At 46.0% G+C, this 16,414-nt stretch carries 15 protein-coding genes; 4 read left to right on the plus strand and 11 right to left on the minus strand.

What is annotated here, in order from left to right:
- Positions 1 to 98 precede the first annotated feature (98 nt).
- The 7 genes from EBO34_RS14370 to EBO34_RS14405 all read right to left on the minus strand — a co-directional run bounded on the left by EBO34_RS14370 (position 99) and on the right by EBO34_RS14405 (position 7,431).
- On the minus strand, positions 99 to 779 hold the full coding sequence (locus EBO34_RS14370) for an NAD-dependent epimerase/dehydratase family protein (RefSeq protein WP_122899724.1): 681 nt from the start codon (positions 777 to 779) through the stop codon (positions 99 to 101).
- A 114-nt stretch (positions 780 to 893) separates the two neighbouring features.
- Entirely contained in the window at positions 894 to 3,074 is a 2,181-nt protein-coding gene (locus tag EBO34_RS14375) for a cache domain-containing protein (protein ID WP_122899725.1), read from the minus strand.
- A 219-nt stretch (positions 3,075 to 3,293) separates the two neighbouring features.
- Positions 3,294 to 4,175, minus strand: a complete 882-nt coding sequence (locus tag EBO34_RS14385) for an NAD(P)-dependent oxidoreductase (RefSeq protein ID WP_122899729.1) — start codon at positions 4,173 to 4,175, stop codon at positions 3,294 to 3,296.
- 520 nt (positions 4,176 to 4,695) lie between these two features.
- Positions 4,696 to 5,520: an aldo/keto reductase gene (locus tag EBO34_RS14390; protein WP_122899731.1), complete on the minus strand. Its 825-nt coding sequence runs from the start codon at positions 5,518 to 5,520 to the stop codon at positions 4,696 to 4,698.
- Positions 5,517 to 6,221: a uracil-DNA glycosylase gene (locus EBO34_RS14395; protein WP_183163902.1), complete on the minus strand. Its 705-nt coding sequence runs from the start codon at positions 6,219 to 6,221 to the stop codon at positions 5,517 to 5,519. The genes EBO34_RS14390 and EBO34_RS14395 overlap by 4 nt, the downstream gene beginning before the upstream one ends.
- 20 nt (positions 6,222 to 6,241) lie before the next feature.
- On the minus strand, positions 6,242 to 6,742 hold the full coding sequence (locus tag EBO34_RS14400; RefSeq protein ID WP_249414101.1) for a GNAT family N-acetyltransferase: 501 nt from the start codon (positions 6,740 to 6,742) through the stop codon (positions 6,242 to 6,244).
- Positions 6,739 to 7,431, minus strand: coding sequence for a DNA alkylation repair protein (locus EBO34_RS14405; protein ID WP_122899733.1), 693 nt, complete (start codon positions 7,429 to 7,431; stop codon positions 6,739 to 6,741). The genes EBO34_RS14400 and EBO34_RS14405 overlap by 4 nt, the downstream gene beginning before the upstream one ends.
- 183 nt (positions 7,432 to 7,614) lie before the next feature.
- Between EBO34_RS14405 and EBO34_RS14410 the strand changes: the two genes are divergently transcribed.
- Positions 7,615 to 7,977, plus strand: coding sequence for a response regulator (locus EBO34_RS14410; RefSeq protein WP_221175154.1), 363 nt, complete (start codon positions 7,615 to 7,617; stop codon positions 7,975 to 7,977).
- Positions 7,978 to 8,163: 186 nt separating this feature from the next.
- On the opposite strand, the gene EBO34_RS14415 is transcribed toward EBO34_RS14410, so the two are convergent.
- Both EBO34_RS14415 and EBO34_RS14420 read right to left on the minus strand, forming a co-directional pair.
- The gene (locus EBO34_RS14415) at positions 8,164 to 9,615 is read right to left on the minus strand and encodes a glycoside hydrolase family 32 protein (protein ID WP_122899737.1); all 1,452 of its coding nucleotides are present in this window, start codon (positions 9,613 to 9,615) and stop codon (positions 8,164 to 8,166) included.
- Complete coding sequence (locus EBO34_RS14420; RefSeq protein ID WP_122899739.1) at positions 9,612 to 10,577, minus strand: aminoimidazole riboside kinase; 966 nt, start codon at positions 10,575 to 10,577, stop codon at positions 9,612 to 9,614. The genes EBO34_RS14415 and EBO34_RS14420 overlap by 4 nt, the downstream gene beginning before the upstream one ends.
- A 391-nt stretch (positions 10,578 to 10,968) precedes the next feature.
- Here EBO34_RS14420 and EBO34_RS14425 point away from each other — a divergent pair, with 391 nt between their 5' ends.
- From EBO34_RS14425 to bshB2, 3 genes are all read left to right on the plus strand, one after another.
- Complete coding sequence (locus EBO34_RS14425; protein ID WP_122899741.1) at positions 10,969 to 11,919, plus strand: ATP-grasp domain-containing protein; 951 nt, start codon at positions 10,969 to 10,971, stop codon at positions 11,917 to 11,919.
- 150 nt (positions 11,920 to 12,069) lie between these two features.
- Positions 12,070 to 12,420, plus strand: coding sequence for a YojF family protein (locus tag EBO34_RS14430; protein ID WP_122899743.1), 351 nt, complete (start codon positions 12,070 to 12,072; stop codon positions 12,418 to 12,420).
- A 29-nt stretch (positions 12,421 to 12,449) separates the two neighbouring features.
- The gene (bshB2, locus tag EBO34_RS14435; RefSeq protein ID WP_122899745.1) at positions 12,450 to 13,118 is read left to right on the plus strand and encodes a bacillithiol biosynthesis deacetylase BshB2; all 669 of its coding nucleotides are present in this window, start codon (positions 12,450 to 12,452) and stop codon (positions 13,116 to 13,118) included.
- Between the two features lie 421 nt (positions 13,119 to 13,539).
- On the opposite strand, the gene EBO34_RS14445 is transcribed toward bshB2, so the two are convergent.
- Together EBO34_RS14445 and EBO34_RS14450 are read right to left on the minus strand one after the other, a co-directional pair.
- Complete coding sequence (locus tag EBO34_RS14445; protein ID WP_122899749.1) at positions 13,540 to 14,046, minus strand: hypothetical protein; 507 nt, start codon at positions 14,044 to 14,046, stop codon at positions 13,540 to 13,542.
- 264 nt (positions 14,047 to 14,310) lie between these two features.
- On the minus strand, positions 14,311 to 16,158 hold the full coding sequence (locus EBO34_RS14450) for an LTA synthase family protein (protein ID WP_122899751.1): 1,848 nt from the start codon (positions 16,156 to 16,158) through the stop codon (positions 14,311 to 14,313).
- Between the last annotated feature and the right edge of the window lie 256 nt (positions 16,159 to 16,414).

Consider the following 16,414-nt stretch of genomic DNA (forward strand, 5'->3'; position numbering starts at 1 on the left):
TTTTTTGAAGAACACCTCTTCATTTCCTGACAGTGAATTCGAAACTCTGGTGTTAAGCGGCTCCATAATGTAAGCGCCTTCAACGTAAAAGGAATTTACTACATTGGCTTTTCTTCAAGAACTTTACCCAGGTGTCTGATCCTGTCCGATTCATAGATGTGAATACCACTGCTTTCTTCCTGAGCGAGGGCACACATAACCATAGCCACGTGTTCAGCTTTCACGGGCTTGTACTTCTCCAGAGGACCAACCAGAGCTAAACTCAGGGGTTTCCCCAGAACTTCGGCTGTTTTTTCCCCAAGCCGGAACTCATTACGGCTGCCGAGGAGTAAGGAGGGTCTCAGGATGTGAAGGGAAGGCAGTCTGAGCATGATGAGTGCCTCTTCCAGCCGGCCTTTCACCTTACTGTAAAAAAACGAAGATTCCGGATCGGCTCCGATTGCCGAAACAATAAGAAACCTGCTCGCTCCTTGTTTTTTTGCCAGCTGAGCCATCTTTACAGGGTACTCATAATCAACTTTTTCAAACTGGCCCTTTGATTTGGCTTTCTTTAAGGTTGTCCCAAGACATACAAAGATATCGTCTGTCGCAAAACAGTCCTCATCCTTTGCCAGATCGTCAAACGATACCAGGCGTTCATGAACGGACTGCTCTTCACTGAACCCGGTCTCTCTTCTTGAGATCAGGGTAATCTTTTCATAGACGTTACTTTTGATGAGCTCACGGACGAGTTTTTCACCAACCAGTCCTGTAGTTCCAGCTACTAATGCCGTTTTCACTCATGAGCACCTCTCTTCACTTGGTAATTCCACTTTATCACTAAAAAAATAAAAAGAAAATTGAAACAACTAATTCCAACTATAAAAAAAGACGGATGAACAGGGTATATTTCCCTAGTCATCCGTCCCGGTCTTTTCCTCTGGTTTTTCTTCGTCTGCCGGTATATGGACAGAGAACGTCGTACCGACGCCTTTTTTCGAAGTAACAGAAATCGTACCCTCAAGCTCTTCAATAATCCGATAGCTTGTAGTAAGGCCGAGCCCGGTTCCCGATTCCTTCGTTGTATAAAACGGGGTACCAAGCTTTTCAATGGTTCGTTCATCCATTCCGATACCTGTATCGGCAAAAGAAATCACAATCTCCTCTTCCTGTTTGCGGTAGCTTGTGCTGACCGTCAGCCTGCCACCTGCCTCCATGGCATCGCAGGCGTTTTGTAAAAGGTTCAGAAATACCTGCTGAATCTTATTGGCATCAAGATAAACAGCGGGCAGCCTGCCGTGAAAATACGTATTCACTTCAATGCCTTTTTTCTTCATCTGTGACTGATGCAGTAAAAGCAGGTCATCGATGAGAAGTTCCAGGTTCGTTTCCCGGGGTTTCTCAGACAGTTTCGGATTAGCAATGTTCATAAGGTCTGTAAGAATACCGTTGACTCTGTCAATTTCTTTTATAATCAAGTTGTAATAACGTTCGTTCGAGGCTTCTTTCTTTGAGTCAAAAAGCTGAATAAATCCGCGGATTGTCGTAAGAGGATTGCGGATTTCATGGGCAAGTCCAGCCGACATTTCCCCTACTACTTTCAGTTTTTCAGAGCGCATCAGTTCCCGTTCCATAAGCCTTTTTTCAGTCAGGTCATGAAAAACGACGAGTAGGTCTTCATGAACGGATTCGTCAGCCATGCTCGGCAGTGACGAGACACTCAGATAAAAATAATGTGGTTTGTTATCGATTAAGCATTCAATTTCAAAGGTTTTTTTCACTTCGTCCTTGCCGAGAAGATCTACAAGCTGGGACGCGGTTAAAAATGTCCGGAATGCTTCAGCTTCACCGGCAACAGTGCACGCTTTTTGTCCTATCACATTCTCTCTTGAAACACCGAACACTTCTTCACACTGACGGTTAAACAGACTTACTTCCCTCGTAAAACGGTTCAGGGCAAACACACCATTATCGGTTGTTTCAAGAATAAGAGAGCTTTTCTTGTGACCCTTTTCCCGTTCTTCCAATTTTCTCATCATTTCATCAAACGTATTGTTAAGACGGTTAACCTCTTCGTAAGCCGTTACATACTTGGGTGCTGTGCGCTTGCCGAATGCCACATCCGTTGTAGCGTCCACCAGCTGTTCTACCGGTCTTACGATATAGCGGGAGAGACGGAATACAGCAAACGTCATAATTAATAAAACAAGACCAAATACAATCAGATACTGATACAAAAGCCGTGTAAGCGGTGCGTACAGCTCAGTACCGTCCGCAGCAACACCGATATACCAGTCATTCTGAAAGCCGGGAACCTGGGCGATTTCAGAGAAAGCATGAACTTCGTCTTCACCAGAGTAGGTAGTCAGAGTCTGATTTTCTGCAAGAATCCTCACTTCTTCTGCAGAAGTATTAAACCGGTCGAAGTAATTAACCTCAAGTACCTTGGACTGGTTCGGATGTGCAATGACAATACCATCCCCGTTTATAAGAAAGGCATAACTTTCTGAATCCCCGGCCTGCTGTGAGCGGTTAAAATTCTGAAGGGTTTTGGTGAGTTCTTCAAGATCAAAGAGCGGCGTAATCACTCCGATAATATCGTCCTGTGTATTAAATACAGGGGAAGATAAAACAATGACACTTTCATCAATAACTGGAGAATAATACATATCCGATACAAATGATTCTCCATCCATGGAATGTTCATACCATTCCCTGTCCGCTATATCGGAGCCGACAATGTTATTATCGGTGTCTGCAATAACCATTCCTTCTGTGTCTGAAAGGACAACACCAAAATAAATATCATGAATGGAAAGAAACTGGTTAAACTGCTGACGAACTTCCTGGGTTCCTGATTCTTCGTCACTGATGATCGGGTTTCTTGCAAGGTATTCAACATCATATAATCGTTCTTTTATAAAGGTTTCTATTTCAGCCGACAGGCTTTGCGTGTGTGTCGACAAGGAGTTTTCCAGATTGGCAGTAAGCTCGCTTTTTTGAGCATAGTAACCCATCACCCCGACAACACTCAGAGGAATAAAAGTTACAAGCAGAAAAAAGATCAGCAGCTTGGCTCTTAGCGTTTGAAACATTTTATTTTCTCCCTTGCAACATTCTTCGTTAGTCTCATTATAGTATATCGGCAGATTTTATGTGGAGATAATACGACATTTTTTTCACTTTCTTTACGAAGATGAACATATTTTTGCAGGGTTGTTACAGTAGTTTTCCCATTTTCATGGTCATTTCGCCATAAAAAAAGAAGAAGGTTCGACACATATCGACCCTCCTCCTTCTGTTTAAAAACTTCCTTATTTTGATAGATAGTATTTGATGAGTGCCTGGGTCCCTGAATCAGCCTCTCCATTCTCAGCCAGCTCTTCGTAAAGCTCTTTTGCAAGCCTCAGACCGGGGGTGCGGAGATTCAGTTCTTCTGCTACATCCAGGGCTATTTTCATATCCTTGATGAAATGTTTGATAAAAAATCCGGGACTGTAATCTTCCTGGATCATCCTTGGAACAAGGTTGCTTAATGTCCAGCTCCCTGCTGCACCGGTTTCAATGCTCTTCAATACCTGTTCAGGCTCAAGCCCAGCATTTTTTGCATATGCGAGGGCTTCACTGGCACCAAGCATCGTGCCTGCAATAGCGATCTGATTGCTCATCTTTGTATGCTGGCCGCTGCCAGCCTGTCCCTGGTATACGATATTTGTACCTAGATGCAACAGAACAGGACGTGCTTGTTCAAAGGCACTTTCTTCGCCCCCGACCATAATGGCAAGTCTTCCTTCTTTTGCGCCGATATCTCCACCGGAAACAGGGGCATCCAATACGTGTACACCATGATTTTTCCCTTCGTTATGTAACCGCTCTGCCAGCAGAGGTGACGATGTGGTCATGTCTATTAATATAGTTCCTTCTTTTGCATTCACCAGGAGGCCGGATTCTCCAGAGTAGATTTCTTCCACGTCTTCGGGATAGCCTACAATAGTAATGATGATATCACTTAAGCGGGCTATGTCAGCCGGGTTATCACACCAGGTGGCTCCGCGATTAAGCAGCGGGTCTGCTTTTTCTTTTGTACGGGTATAGACATGTATGTTGTATCCGGCATCAATCAAGTGACCGGCCATGCTTTTACCCATTACACCGGTGCCGATAAAGCCTATTTTCGGTTTTTCAGTCTGCATCATGATCTTCCTTTCAGTTGGATCTCTTTATTAGGATTTTCTCAATTGCGAAGATACAGATGCATCCGAAATGCCCTTCGCTTTCCGCGGGGGCGCCGGTGAGCCTCCGCGAGCTTCGCTCTGCGGGGTCTCACCCTGACTCCCACTCCCGCAGGAGTCTCGGGCATTTCGGCTGCATCTGCTTTTCTAAAACAACAATCCATTTTTGGTAACAGATTTTCTGGTGAAACAGTGCCTGTCAAAACGCGACAGGCTTCAAGTGACAGCAGCGGCTTCGCTCATTGCTTCGTCATATCAAAAGGCGTGAAGCGTGCCTTTTAGTATCTCTTTTTGCAATGGCTTCGCTCGCTGCACGCCTGTCGCGGAAGTACGCCGCGACAGGCTTCAAGTGACAGTAGCGGCTTCGCTCATTGCTTCGTCATATCAAAAGGCGTGAAGCGTGCCTTTCAGTATCTCTTTTTGCAATGGCTTCGCTCATTGCTTCGTCATATCAAAAGGCGTGAAGCGTGCCTTTTGATATGACTTATGCAAATGTATCCGGGTCTCCGCTGAAGCGGTGGTTTTTGTTCATGCTGTTGATTTTGTCCATGTCTTCCTGATCGAGCTCGAAGTCAAAGATGGCTGCATTCTCACGGATTCTTGATGGTGTTACCGATTTAGGGATCGTCACCACTTCATTTTGAAGATCCCAGCGCAGGATAATCTGAGCCGGTGATTTACCGTGTTTCTCGGCAATGGACCTGATAATCGGATCGTCAAAAATGCGGCCCCGTGTTAAGGGGCTCCAGGCTTCAAGCTGAATGCCTTTTTCTTTACAGAACGCATGCAGCTCCGGGAGTGCCAGTAACGGATGGTACTCCATTTGGTTAACGGCAGGCACGATTTCGGCTTCTTCCAGGAGAGTTTCCAAGTGGTGAATGTTAAAGTTACTCACCCCGATCGCCCGGACACGCCCTTCTTTATAAAGATGTTCCAGGGCTTTCCACGTCTCCGTGAATTTGCCTGTTACCGGCCAGTGGATAAGATACAGGTCAATCACATCAACACCGAGCTTTTCCCTGCTTTCCTCAAAAGCCTTTATGGCTTCATCATATCCGTGTCGGTCATTCCATACCTTGGTTGTGATAAACAGCTCTTCACGGGGCACATTCACCTGTCTGATTGCTTCTCCGACACCTTCTTCATTTTCATAAATTGCAGCAGTATCAATGCTTCTGTAACCGGCACTCACGGCTTCTTTGATCGTGTTGATCACTTCCCTGCCGTCCTCAGCCTTATAAACACCGAGGCCGAGCCACGGCATTTTAACCCCGTTATTCAGCGTTGTTCGTTCGTGGATGGATTTCATACTGTCTCCTCCTCTGTCTGGTCAACGGTTACAGGCAAAGTCCAGTCAACCTTTCCTGAACCTGTTTCTTGCAAAAATGCGTTCGCTCTTGAAAAAGGACGGCTGCCAAAAAAGCCCCGTCTGGCGGAAAATGGACTCGGGTGCGGGGAGTTAATGACCAGATGCCGGCGGTTTGTAATAAGCTCCTGCTTTTTCTGTGCTTGTTTCCCCCACAACATAAATACAACAGGCCGGCTGCGTTCATTAAGGGTCCGGATTACCTGGTCGGTGAACGTTTCCCATCCTCTGCCCTGGTGGGATCCTGCTTCTCCCTTCCGCACAGTTAGAACGGTATTTAATAAAAGGACGCCTTCTTCTGCCCACTTTTGTAAATAACCGTGTTCCGGAACCGGGCAGCCAAGATCTGCGTTCAGCTCTTGATACATGTTCCTCAGGGACGGAGGAACCCTTTCGCCAGGCTTTACGGAAAAGCTTAAGCCGTGGGCCTGATTCGGACCGTGATAAGGGTCCTGTCCGAGAATCACGACTTTTGTGTTTTTAAATGACGTTGTATTGAGAGCATTATAAATATCGTGCATTGGGGGGAAGATGGCTTTTTTGTTGTATTCTTCAACGAGGAATGCGCGTAACTCCTTATAATAAGGTTTGGAAAATTCCTCTCCGATATGATCTTCCCAGTCGTTTGTTATGATTTTCACCAGTCTCACCTGCCTGCATTCAATTACGATTGTGTCTGAACCGGCTTTTTCATCACCCATTCATCACGGATCTCTATATCATTCGTGCCTGTGAGAGGAATCTGAGGTTTTATTTTACGGCATTTCTCCACCGCGTCCTGTCTTATTTCCACGAGCTTGTACCCTCGCTTCTGGTAAAAACCAAGGGCGTGAATGTTATCGTTTGTAGTCACAAGACAAAGTTCTTCAAGTCCTCTCGTAATGGCATCATTTTCAACTAGCTCCATCAGGTTGCCGCCTACTCCGTTTCGTTCTATCAGGCTGTCAAGGGAGATGACCTCCCTTACATTCTCCTCTTTATGATCGTAAAATGTTACGGCCCCGACGATCGATTCCCCGTCATGGGCGATAAAGCCTTCCAGCTCACTGCACTGATAAACCCCGTGGGAGTAGACCATTCTGTCGTCTCCCCAATAAGCACTGAAGAAGTCCTCCAGCTCTTTGCGGTGTTCGTTTGTGATCCTCTCCATGTCAAATGTGATCACCAGCTACACTCCTTTTTTACACGTTGAATCTGTTTTAAACCTTCCCGTTTACTGAGGTTTGATAACGACTCTTTTTCGATAAAATTCTCAACCGGTTCTGGCTTCGTTTTGGAATATTCCCTTAGAGCCCAGCCGATTGCTTTTCTGATAAAGAATTCAGGGTCTTGAGCGTTCTGTCTGCAGTAGCGGAATAACCGCTCCTCGTCGGTTTGTTCTTTTTCTTTGAGCTGATATAAAATCGCTGTCCGACGGAGCCACATATTCTCATGCAGAGCCCATTTATCCGCGTGATGGAGTCGGTCCGGGTACGCTTTAAAATAAGGCCCCAGAACATTCGGGGCAAGCCCGTCAACACTGTCCCACCAGGAATTTGTCACAATCAGTTCTTCAAAAAAGGGAAGGTGTTCTTTTTCATAGACTTTATGCATCCGTTGCGTAAAGTCAATGGCGGTGTAATGGTATTCTCTTTCCGGAAGGGCCCACAGCTCCTTTAAAAAAGAAACTGGCAGCGTTTTTCCCTTGTGTATAGCTGTTTCATTGAGAAACTGCCGTGTCAGTCTGGTGCGTTCAGGAGCTTTGATCCCTAAAAAAGGGAAGTGATGTTTCATGTAAGCTTCCATCGGGCCCGCATTTGCCGCATTTTTGTTTTCATCAAACAGCGCTTTGAGCTTGCTCACTTGTTCACTCATCGTTTCACTCCTATTTAATAACGACGTTAAACGCTCTGCTCTCTTATAAGTATACGGGAAAAGATCTCTTTTTCCTTGTAGGAAGTACCGGTTAACTGGAAATTGGTAATTGACAGACAGTATTATTATGACTATATTTAAGGGAACAAGGACAATATACCCAGGTTCAAAGGAGGAGTTTTGGTGGGCAGACTGTTAATTACTGATGATGCAGCGTTTATGCGAATGACCCTGAAGAAAATTGTCACCGATGCGGGATACGAAGTGGTGGGAGAAGCTGCTAACGGTAAAGAAGCCGTTAAGCTGTATGATGAAATAAAACCTGACGTCGTTACGATGGATATTACAATGCCCGAGATGAACGGAATTGAGGCATTAAAAGAAATAAAAGCGAAAAACCCCGGTGCAAAAGTCCTGATGTGCTCCGCAATGGGACAGCAGGGTATGGTAATGGACGCCATCAAGCACGGGGCGATCGACTTCATCGTGAAACCTTTTGATGAAGTGCGGATTCGAGAAGCAATCACCAAGGCACTGGCCAGATAGCAGAAAAAAGTACATAAAAAAGACCTGAGGCACGCGGGGGGCGGTGCCTCAGGTTTTTTTATGGAGAGACTTCAGCGTATTTATAGAGAGAGTTTTAATGGTTTATGCAGAGCTTTAACGTCTTTTATGCAGAAGTTTAGTGGATTTATGGAGAATTCGTTAAGGTTCGACATTCTCTCTGTGCCCCTACCCCTTCAGTCCCCACTTCTTCACCGTAACAACGGCCTTTTCCGATGAAGTAAATGTAATGTCTCGCGCTTGAGGTGAAGGGAAGTATCTGAGTGTGAATACTTCCTCTCCTCCGTTCACAAAGATCTCAAGAGAAGAGGTGTCCATGAATATCCTGATAGACCTCAGTTCCTCAAGGTGACACTGACGCTTTTCTGTCAGACGGTCGGCGAAGTTTTTACGCTCCAATGTGAGGACCTTTCCTTCCCTGTCGTAAATGAGACGGGCAGTGCCCCGGAGCTCTACTTCAAAAAACGAAGGTAGATCTGAGAAGTCCGTAAGCTCAAGCTCAGCTACGTCCCCTGATACGTCTTCCAACATCTGTGATCCGGCTTGCAAGTTGGCCGCAGTATGCTCTACTTCACCGGTGCGCATGTCTTTTAGCTCTTCTACAGGCACCTGGATCAGACGGTCCCCCTGCAGACGCAGCTCGCGGGGAATCGTAAGACAGTGGATCCAGCCGTTATCGACCGTCGGGTGCTGGTCTTCCTGCTGATCCGGTACACCCATCCATCCTACAAGAATCCGTCTTCCTTTCTCATCTTCTGTTGTCTGGGGTGCGTAAAATTCAAAGCCGCGATCGAGCTCATCAAAGGCTCCGTGGTGAAATTTCGGCGTCTCATAGTCAAGTTCACCTACGAAATAGCCGGCCTGGTATGTGTTGTGATAATGCATGCCTTCAGGATCAAGCCCCTGAGGGGAAACAATCATCACGTCCTTATCGCCCAGGCTGAACATGTCGGGACATTCCCACATATAGCCGAAGGACTGAAGGGGCGGGATCCCGGCTCCTGCCACCGGACCGAGGTTTGTCCAATCCCGGCCGTCCCCGGAGCGGTATAAAAGGGCATGCCCCTTCAGGTCCTCTGTCTGAGCACCGATTACCAGGTACCACATGCCGTTAAGCTTCCACACTTTCGGGTCTCTGAAGTGGGCAGTATATCCTTCAGGCAGTCCATCAATGACAGGGCCCTGCTTGTCAAAGGTAATCCCGTCTTCCGACTGAGCGATACACTGATAAGACTCACGGTTGCCTTGTTCATCTTTCACGTTTCCTGTGTAAAAGAGCGTGAGTTTGCCGTCAAGGTCTACGGCACTTCCCGAGTAACAGCCGTTTTTTTCATACCACTCACTCGGTGCAAGGGCGATGGGTTCATGCTTCCAGTTCACAAGATCTGTGGACGTATAGTGACCCCAGAACTTCGCGCCGTGCCCCGCCTTAAAGGGATTCCACTGGTAAAACATATGATACATGCCGTTCCACTGAATCCAGCCGTTCGGATCATTGATCAGACCAACAGGAGACATTAGGTGATAGGTTAGCCGGTATGGATCGTTCTTTATGTTCTCTTCGTGCTTTGCCACTTCATCATCGGCCTGTGCAATTAGGGCTTGTTCTCTTTCTGTCATCGCTTTTCCCTGCCTTGTCCGGATAGAATTTCCTTTACTTTATCCAAAGTTGGAAGAGCTGTCATTGCGCCTTTTGTGGACGCGGCCAGTCCCCCCGATACACTTGCAAATCCGGCCATCTCAGCAACTTCTTCAGCAGTCAGCTCACGGATGGGCTTGGCGCTGTTGTGAAGCTGATAGAGCATGCCTGAAACGAACGCATCTCCTGCTCCCGTCGTATCTACTGCATCCACTTTCATAGCGGGAACGTGCAGCTTTTCACCGCAGGTAAACACATAGCTCCCTTCGCCGCCCAATGTGACGAGTACGAGAGGAATTTCATACTGGCTGAGTGCTTTCACTCCTTCGTCAATATCACTTTCACCTGTAATAAACTCGAGCTCTTCTTCTGAGATTTTTACTACGTCAGCTTTATCAAGCATGGAGATGATGGCCTCGCGTGCGGTCTCTTCATCTTCCCAGAGACCAAGCCTCAAGTTCGGGTCATAGGAAACGATAGCTTCTTTTTCACGTGCAAGATCCACTGCTTTTATTGTTGCCGAGCGGGATGGTTCGCTGATCAGACTGATGGAACCGAAATGAACAAGATTGTGTTCGTCAAACAGTGAGGAATCGATTTCATCTTCCTTTAAAAAGCGGTCTGCACTTGGGTCAATATAAAATTCAAAGCTTCTTTCCCCGCCCTCACCAAGGGTCACAAACACCACACCGGTCCGGACATCCTGGGAAAAGGACAGGTGATCTGTGTTCACGTTATACCCTTTTAATGTTTCTTCCAGGAAGCGTCCAAGAACGTCGTCTCCGACCTTTCCAAGAAACGTGGACTTTGCCCCGAGCCTCGCTGCACCTACAGCTACATTTGCAGGGGCACCGCCCGGGCTTTTTTGAAACGTTTCGTTGTTATCGTCAAGCGGAATAAAATCAATAAGGGCTTCACCTAAACTTACAATTCCTTTATTCATGTATAGTCCTCCTCTTTACGTCTGTTATGTATGTGCTGTGTGGATGTGGTCTGTCAATCTTGCTGCCCCATCGGCAGGGAGAAGACCGCCTGTACCGCTCTTTTTTTAGAAGGCAGTGGTTGGCTTATCGCTTCGAGGTTAATTCAAAGGCTACCTTTTTGGTCAACCTTTTCTTTATTTTATACCCTACATGTTGCCATAACCTTCCCTCTACCGCAACGCAAATAAGGAAAGATACCGCTTTCACTGAAAGATTCTTTTGTATTGTAACCAAACTCCTCGTTTTTTTACGGAATGTAAGCGTTAGCTGTGGCAAAAAGGAAGGTGTCTTGATAAAATAATATAAAACCTATCTTCTTTATCGGAATTGGCATATGAAGGGAGCGATTGGATGACAAAAGTATATATTATTCATGAAAACGAAGAATGGACGGCATCTTTAAAGAAAGCTCTGAAGGATCTTGAGGTTCCTTTTGAAGACTGGCACCTGAGTGAAGGAACGGTGGATTTGCAGACAGAACCGCCTGAAGGAATTTTTTATAACCGGATGAGTGCTTCATCCCATACAAGAGGGCACCGCTTTGCCCCTGAACTCACAGCCGCTATGCTTACCTGGCTTGAAAGCCACGGCCGGACTGTACTTAATGACAGCCGGGCCCTGACTCTTGAGTTAAGTAAGGTCATTCAGTATGAGCGGTTGAAGCAATTTGGCATCCGCACCCCCGATACAGTCGCTGCCGTGGGAAAAGACCAGCTTATTAAGGCGGCAAAGAACTTTCCCGCTCCTTTTATTACAAAGCACAACCGCGCCGGCAAAGGTCTTGGTGTCATGAGGTTTGACGATGCAAAAACGCTGGAACGGTACGTTTCAGGCGGCCAGTTCGATGACTCTGTAGACGGTATCACTCTCCTCCAGCAGTTTATTGATGCGCCTCAAAAGACGATTACCCGCTGTGAATTTATCGGCGGAACGTTCTTTTATGCCGTACAGGTAGATACGTCTGAAGGATTTGAGCTGTGCCCTGCAGAGGCATGCGAAATAGGTGAAGGCGCATGTCCGACAACGGAATCGGAAGCCGCCCGGCCGAAGTTTGAGATTATTGACCGCTTTAACAGCCCTCTTATTGAAAAATATGAAGCTTTTCTTGCAGCTAACGGCATTACCTTTGCAGGCATTGAGTTTATCGAGGATGCTGATGGAACAGCCTACACATACGATGTAAATACGAATACAAACTATAACCCCCAGGCAGAAGCAAAGGCCGGAAAGTTCGGCATGAAGGCAGTCGCCGCCCACTTAAAACAGGAGCTGGCCCTCCTGTTGCATCCTGCCAGCCGGTAATAGTCAAAAGTGAGCGTGCGTCTGGGACAACCGCTCACTTTTTTAGTACCATTAGGACAAAGTCACTAAGCGTTCGTATTTTATCCTCTGCCCTAAGGTTTGATATAATGGCAATAGATCAGAGCAAGGACCCCGAGGAGGGAAATAGTCATGAAACCGATTGATAAAAAGCTTGTTCAGGAAAAGATTGATGAGCTCGCAGGAAAAGAGCTTTATGTGCATTTGGAAACGACGAACGGTGCCTATGCCTCCCATAAAAACCAGGGCTTCTTTTCCGTAGGGACCTTTTTGCGTAATGCACGCATAAACTATGTCCAGGGGAAAATCACCGGCCCGGGTCCTTTCCGAATCGGCCTTGAACTTGAGGGCGGATGGGCTTATGCTGAAGGACTGACAGACTGGGAAGTGGACGATAACAATCAGGTTCTTCTGGCAGGGCACGATCCTGATGGCAGACTGGCCATAGCCTTTCAGCTCAGTGAAAAACCTTTCCGCAAATAATACTCCTACTTTAAGGATGTGAACCAACAATGGAACGACATGTACTCGTTATTTTTCCGCACCCAGATGATGAAGCATTTGGTGTTGCCGGAACAATCCTTTCCCATACGCAAAACGGAACCCCTGTCACTTATGTATGTCTGACGCTCGGAGAGATGGGACGAAACATGGGGCGTCCGCTTATCGCCAACCGGGAAACTCTTCCTGACATCCGCAGAAAAGAGCTTGAAGAAGCATGCCGCCTTTTGGGTATTGAGGACTTAAGACGGTTCGGTATGAGAGATAAAACGATTGAATTCACAGACGATGCCATGCTCATAAACAGGCTCGGAGAAGTCATTGATGATGTAGATCCTTCTCTTATTATTACGTTTTATCCGGGTTATGCCGTGCACCCCGATCACGATGCTACGGCCGCAGCGGTCATTCAGGCTGTTCAGATGATGCCGCCTGAAAGCAGGCCGACAGTTCATGCCCTCGCTTTTTCTGAAGGCTGTGAAAAGATCATCGGCGAGCCGGATATTATTCACGACGTGAGTGCATTTGCAGACCAGAAAATGAAAGTCATTGAAGCCCACGAATCACAGACAGCCGGCGTGTTTCAGACTATGAAGCAGCGCTTCCTTGAACACGATGAAACGATGAAAGACCGGATGAACACCGAACGGTTCTGGACGTATCCGGTGGATAATGAATAATTAAAAGGATGACCCCGGTGCCAGTGCACAGCACTCCGTCCGGGATCATCCTTTTCTTCGTTTCATGTGCATATGTGGATAAAAAAGCAAGGGATCGTGGATAAGTTGTACAGCTGTCGGGAGTTTTTTGTTATCCACATGTGGGTAACTTGTTTTTTTCTTTAAGTCCTATTCAGTGCTTGTTCGAAGAGGAAGATTCTGTGGATATCCCGTGTAACCGTGCCTGCCCGGTCCGGGGGGTTTTTATGGGATTCGAGGTTATTAACGGCTTAAAGATCCGGTTTAACGTGTTGATAAAGGACATTAACGGCTTAGAATTTCCCTTTAACGGCTTCAAAGCATTTATTTCCGGTTTGGCTGAAATTGCCTCATACAAAAAATGCTCCTCCAGCCACGCAGCTGAGGAACACTTCCAATTGATTTACGAACCCTTTTTCTTCAGCATTTTGCCCTTGTATGGAAGTGAAGGGTTTGTGGCTTCCTCAAATGCCTCCTTAAATTTCTGCTTTGTAAGAATGGAGAACGTAAACCTCCTGTACTGATGTCTTAATTTCGCAGTGAATTCTGCTGTAAGGCCATCTACATCTCTTCTGACGATCTGACTCGCATTGAGAACGGTGCGCACCTTCCCAAGCACGGGTACAAAAAGTAAATAGTTCTCGGTCAGTACGAGGTATCCCCTCTTATCTTTGCCGTGGCGAAATGCATCGACCATGCATTGCGGCATCTCATCAACAAGCCTGTTCGTTTTCATTTTTACAATCTGCCTGCACACGTAATCGATCCCGAAAGTAAGAACCCCTGCCACAAGGACACTGCCGAAGGCTAAACTCCATGAAAATTGCAGCAGATACGTAAAACCGAACAGACCAAACAACAGCCAGCTTAAAACATATCTCACGTACTTATCCGTAAATGGTCCTGCCATCATTGTTCCCTCCTTTTATTGAGGTTTAATACAAAACTATACCAGCAACGTTCTAAATATTCAAAATATATTTTCAGGTTCGACAAAACTAGTGTGGTCCTTCAATAATTCGCTAAAATATCTCAGCCACTTTGAGCCCGAAGTATACCATTACCCTCCCCAAACAACTGTCAAACCTGCAATGCATAATTGTGCGGGGACAGACCCCGCACAATTTTTTGATACAAAAACCAGCCTGCCTTTATCGGCAGACTGGTTTTTGGGCTAGCGGAACCTCAGGAGGTCACCATAAATAATACTGTCGGAGTAGAAGATCTCCCACTCTCCCCGGTCACGGATCGGATCACATGACTCCGGGGTTGTGGGCGCTTTCGTTTTCTTGTCATAACAGGTTTCTGCGGTATACATGTACTCATTTGAGATAATCGTCCCGTTCCGGAGGACCGCAAAGTCTTCCCGCTGATTGGATAACAGATCGGTACCAAAGAGAACGTGGGGATATTCCGGTATGCCAAGCAGGTTCATGATCGTCGGCTTAATATCTACTTTGCCTGCAACCGTATCAACCTCTTCCCCTTCCTGGCCGGGAATGTGAATGATTAATGGAACCCTTGCAAGCTGGGTATTTTCAAACGGATCAATCTCTTTACCGAGGAACTCCCCCATCGCTTCGTTATGACTCTCCGCAATACCGTAATGGTCCCCGTAAAGCACAAAGATGGTATCTTCATAGAGGCCCTCTTCTTTCATATCTTCCATGAACAGCCTGATTGCTTCATCCGTATAACGGACAGTTGGGATATAACGGTTCAGGATGTCACTGGAAGACGTATACGGCTCAATGAAATGATCCTCTTCATCCAGCTCATAAGGAAAGTGATTGGTTAAAGTCAGAAACGTTGCATAAAAAGGCTCGGGCAGATCCTTGACATAGTCCATGGACTGCTCAAAGAAATCAATATCCTTAAGACCCCAGCCCACACTGTTTTCCTCTGTTACGTCAAAATAACTTTTCGAATAATAATAATCGTACCCGAGGTTTCCATACATGACATCACGGTTATAGAACGTGCGGTCATTCCCGTGAAAGGATGCCGTGTAGTAGCCTTCGTCCCTTAACATGTCAGGGAGTCCCATGTATTCGTTATCTGTGTGGGTATGAAAAACAGCCCCCCTGCCCACGGGATAAAGACCGGTATTGATCATAAACTCCGCATCTGATGTTTTCCCCTGTCCGGTCTGGTCATAAAAGTTGGGGAAGTAATAGCTATCTTCTATAAGTTCGTTTAAGTAAGGGGTGATTTCTTCATCATTCACCGTCTCCCCTATAACAAAACTCTCAATTGATTCCATTGAAATGAACACGACGTTTTTTCCTTCAGCTATTCCAAATGCTTCCGGATTAGGAGGCTTACGATACTGGGACAAATGATCTTCAATGTCTTCCCAGTCGTCTTCTTCAGAGATCACAGCCAGAACCGCGGTTCTTGTGTGTAAAAAAGCATCGTAGACATAAAAATTATACAGGCCGTACCGCTTAATCAGCCCTTCTCTGTCAAAGGAATGAGTCATGGTTTCAGGATTCTGGGGCCTCTCCACCTGGGAGAGGGCGATGACCACGAGGACAATGACTCCTGCCACGGCGAACAATCTGCGGTTTTTACTGAAACCGAGCTGCGTTACCGGAAGAAGACCCGGCCTCTTCCATAACAGAAGTGCAAATACAATAAAGTCTATGAAAAACAGGATATCGTACCATTTTATGAGTTCAAAAACACTTGTGCTCAGATCTCCCGCATTTCCGCTCATCACAAGCATAGGCAGCGTGATAATGTCGGTAAATTCCCGAAAATAAACGGCGTTGCTGTACAAGGTAATGCTGAGGAGCAGCAAAAGGATTGTAAAGTACCAACGCTGGACTTTTTCATAAAATAAAAGCCCTATCGTAAAGAACACAAGTATAAATGAAAGAGGATTAAGGATGAAAACGATTGCCTGAAGGATGTTGCTTATCGTTACCTGAAACACAAACGCTGAAACGATAAACGTCTTTAACCACAAAGTGAGAAGACAAAGGATGAACAAACGGTGGTTATGAAAAAACGTTCTCATCTGAACTGACACCTCTTTACTGTAAACTGCATCATACCTACTCTGATTTTAATAACCTTCCAATTCGTTTACAAATAAAACCTGCGCGATTACACGATTTAATACATTTCCCATATTCTTATACACTACCCTCTTTACCCTTTTTTCTATCAACTATCACACAATGGATTCTGCAATTTTTACTAAAGTTTCAAAAAAGACTGTAAACTGTTAAAATAAACATAACTGACGTCACTATTTTATATCAAAGGGGTTA

The sequence above is a fragment of the Alteribacter keqinensis genome (assembly GCF_003710255.1).
Taxonomy (GTDB): Bacteria; Bacillota; Bacilli; order Bacillales; family Salisediminibacteriaceae; genus Alteribacter; species Alteribacter keqinensis.

Coding starts and splice junctions, on each gene's coding strand:
- EBO34_RS14375 (WP_122899725.1), bottom strand. CDS start 3,074: ATGTTTCAAACGCTAAGAGCCAAGCTGCTGATCTTTTTTCTGCTTGTA.
- EBO34_RS14385 (WP_122899729.1), bottom strand. CDS start 4,175: ATGATGCAGACTGAAAAACCGAAAATAGGCTTTATCGGCACCGGTGTA.
- EBO34_RS14390 (WP_122899731.1), bottom strand. CDS start 5,520: ATGAAATCCATCCACGAACGAACAACGCTGAATAACGGGGTTAAAATG.
- EBO34_RS14405 (WP_122899733.1), bottom strand. CDS start 7,431: ATGAGTGAACAAGTGAGCAAGCTCAAAGCGCTGTTTGATGAAAACAAA.
- EBO34_RS14415 (WP_122899737.1), bottom strand. CDS start 9,615: ATGACAGAAAGAGAACAAGCCCTAATTGCACAGGCCGATGATGAAGTG.
- EBO34_RS14420 (WP_122899739.1), bottom strand. CDS start 10,577: ATGAATAAAGGAATTGTAAGTTTAGGTGAAGCCCTTATTGATTTTATT.
- EBO34_RS14425 (WP_122899741.1), top strand. CDS start 10,969: ATGACAAAAGTATATATTATTCATGAAAACGAAGAATGGACGGCATCT.
- EBO34_RS14430 (WP_122899743.1), top strand. CDS start 12,070: ATGAAACCGATTGATAAAAAGCTTGTTCAGGAAAAGATTGATGAGCTC.
- bshB2 (WP_122899745.1), top strand. CDS start 12,450: ATGGAACGACATGTACTCGTTATTTTTCCGCACCCAGATGATGAAGCA.
- EBO34_RS14445 (WP_122899749.1), bottom strand. CDS start 14,046: ATGGCAGGACCATTTACGGATAAGTACGTGAGATATGTTTTAAGCTGG.
- EBO34_RS14450 (WP_122899751.1), bottom strand. CDS start 16,158: ATGAGAACGTTTTTTCATAACCACCGTTTGTTCATCCTTTGTCTTCTC.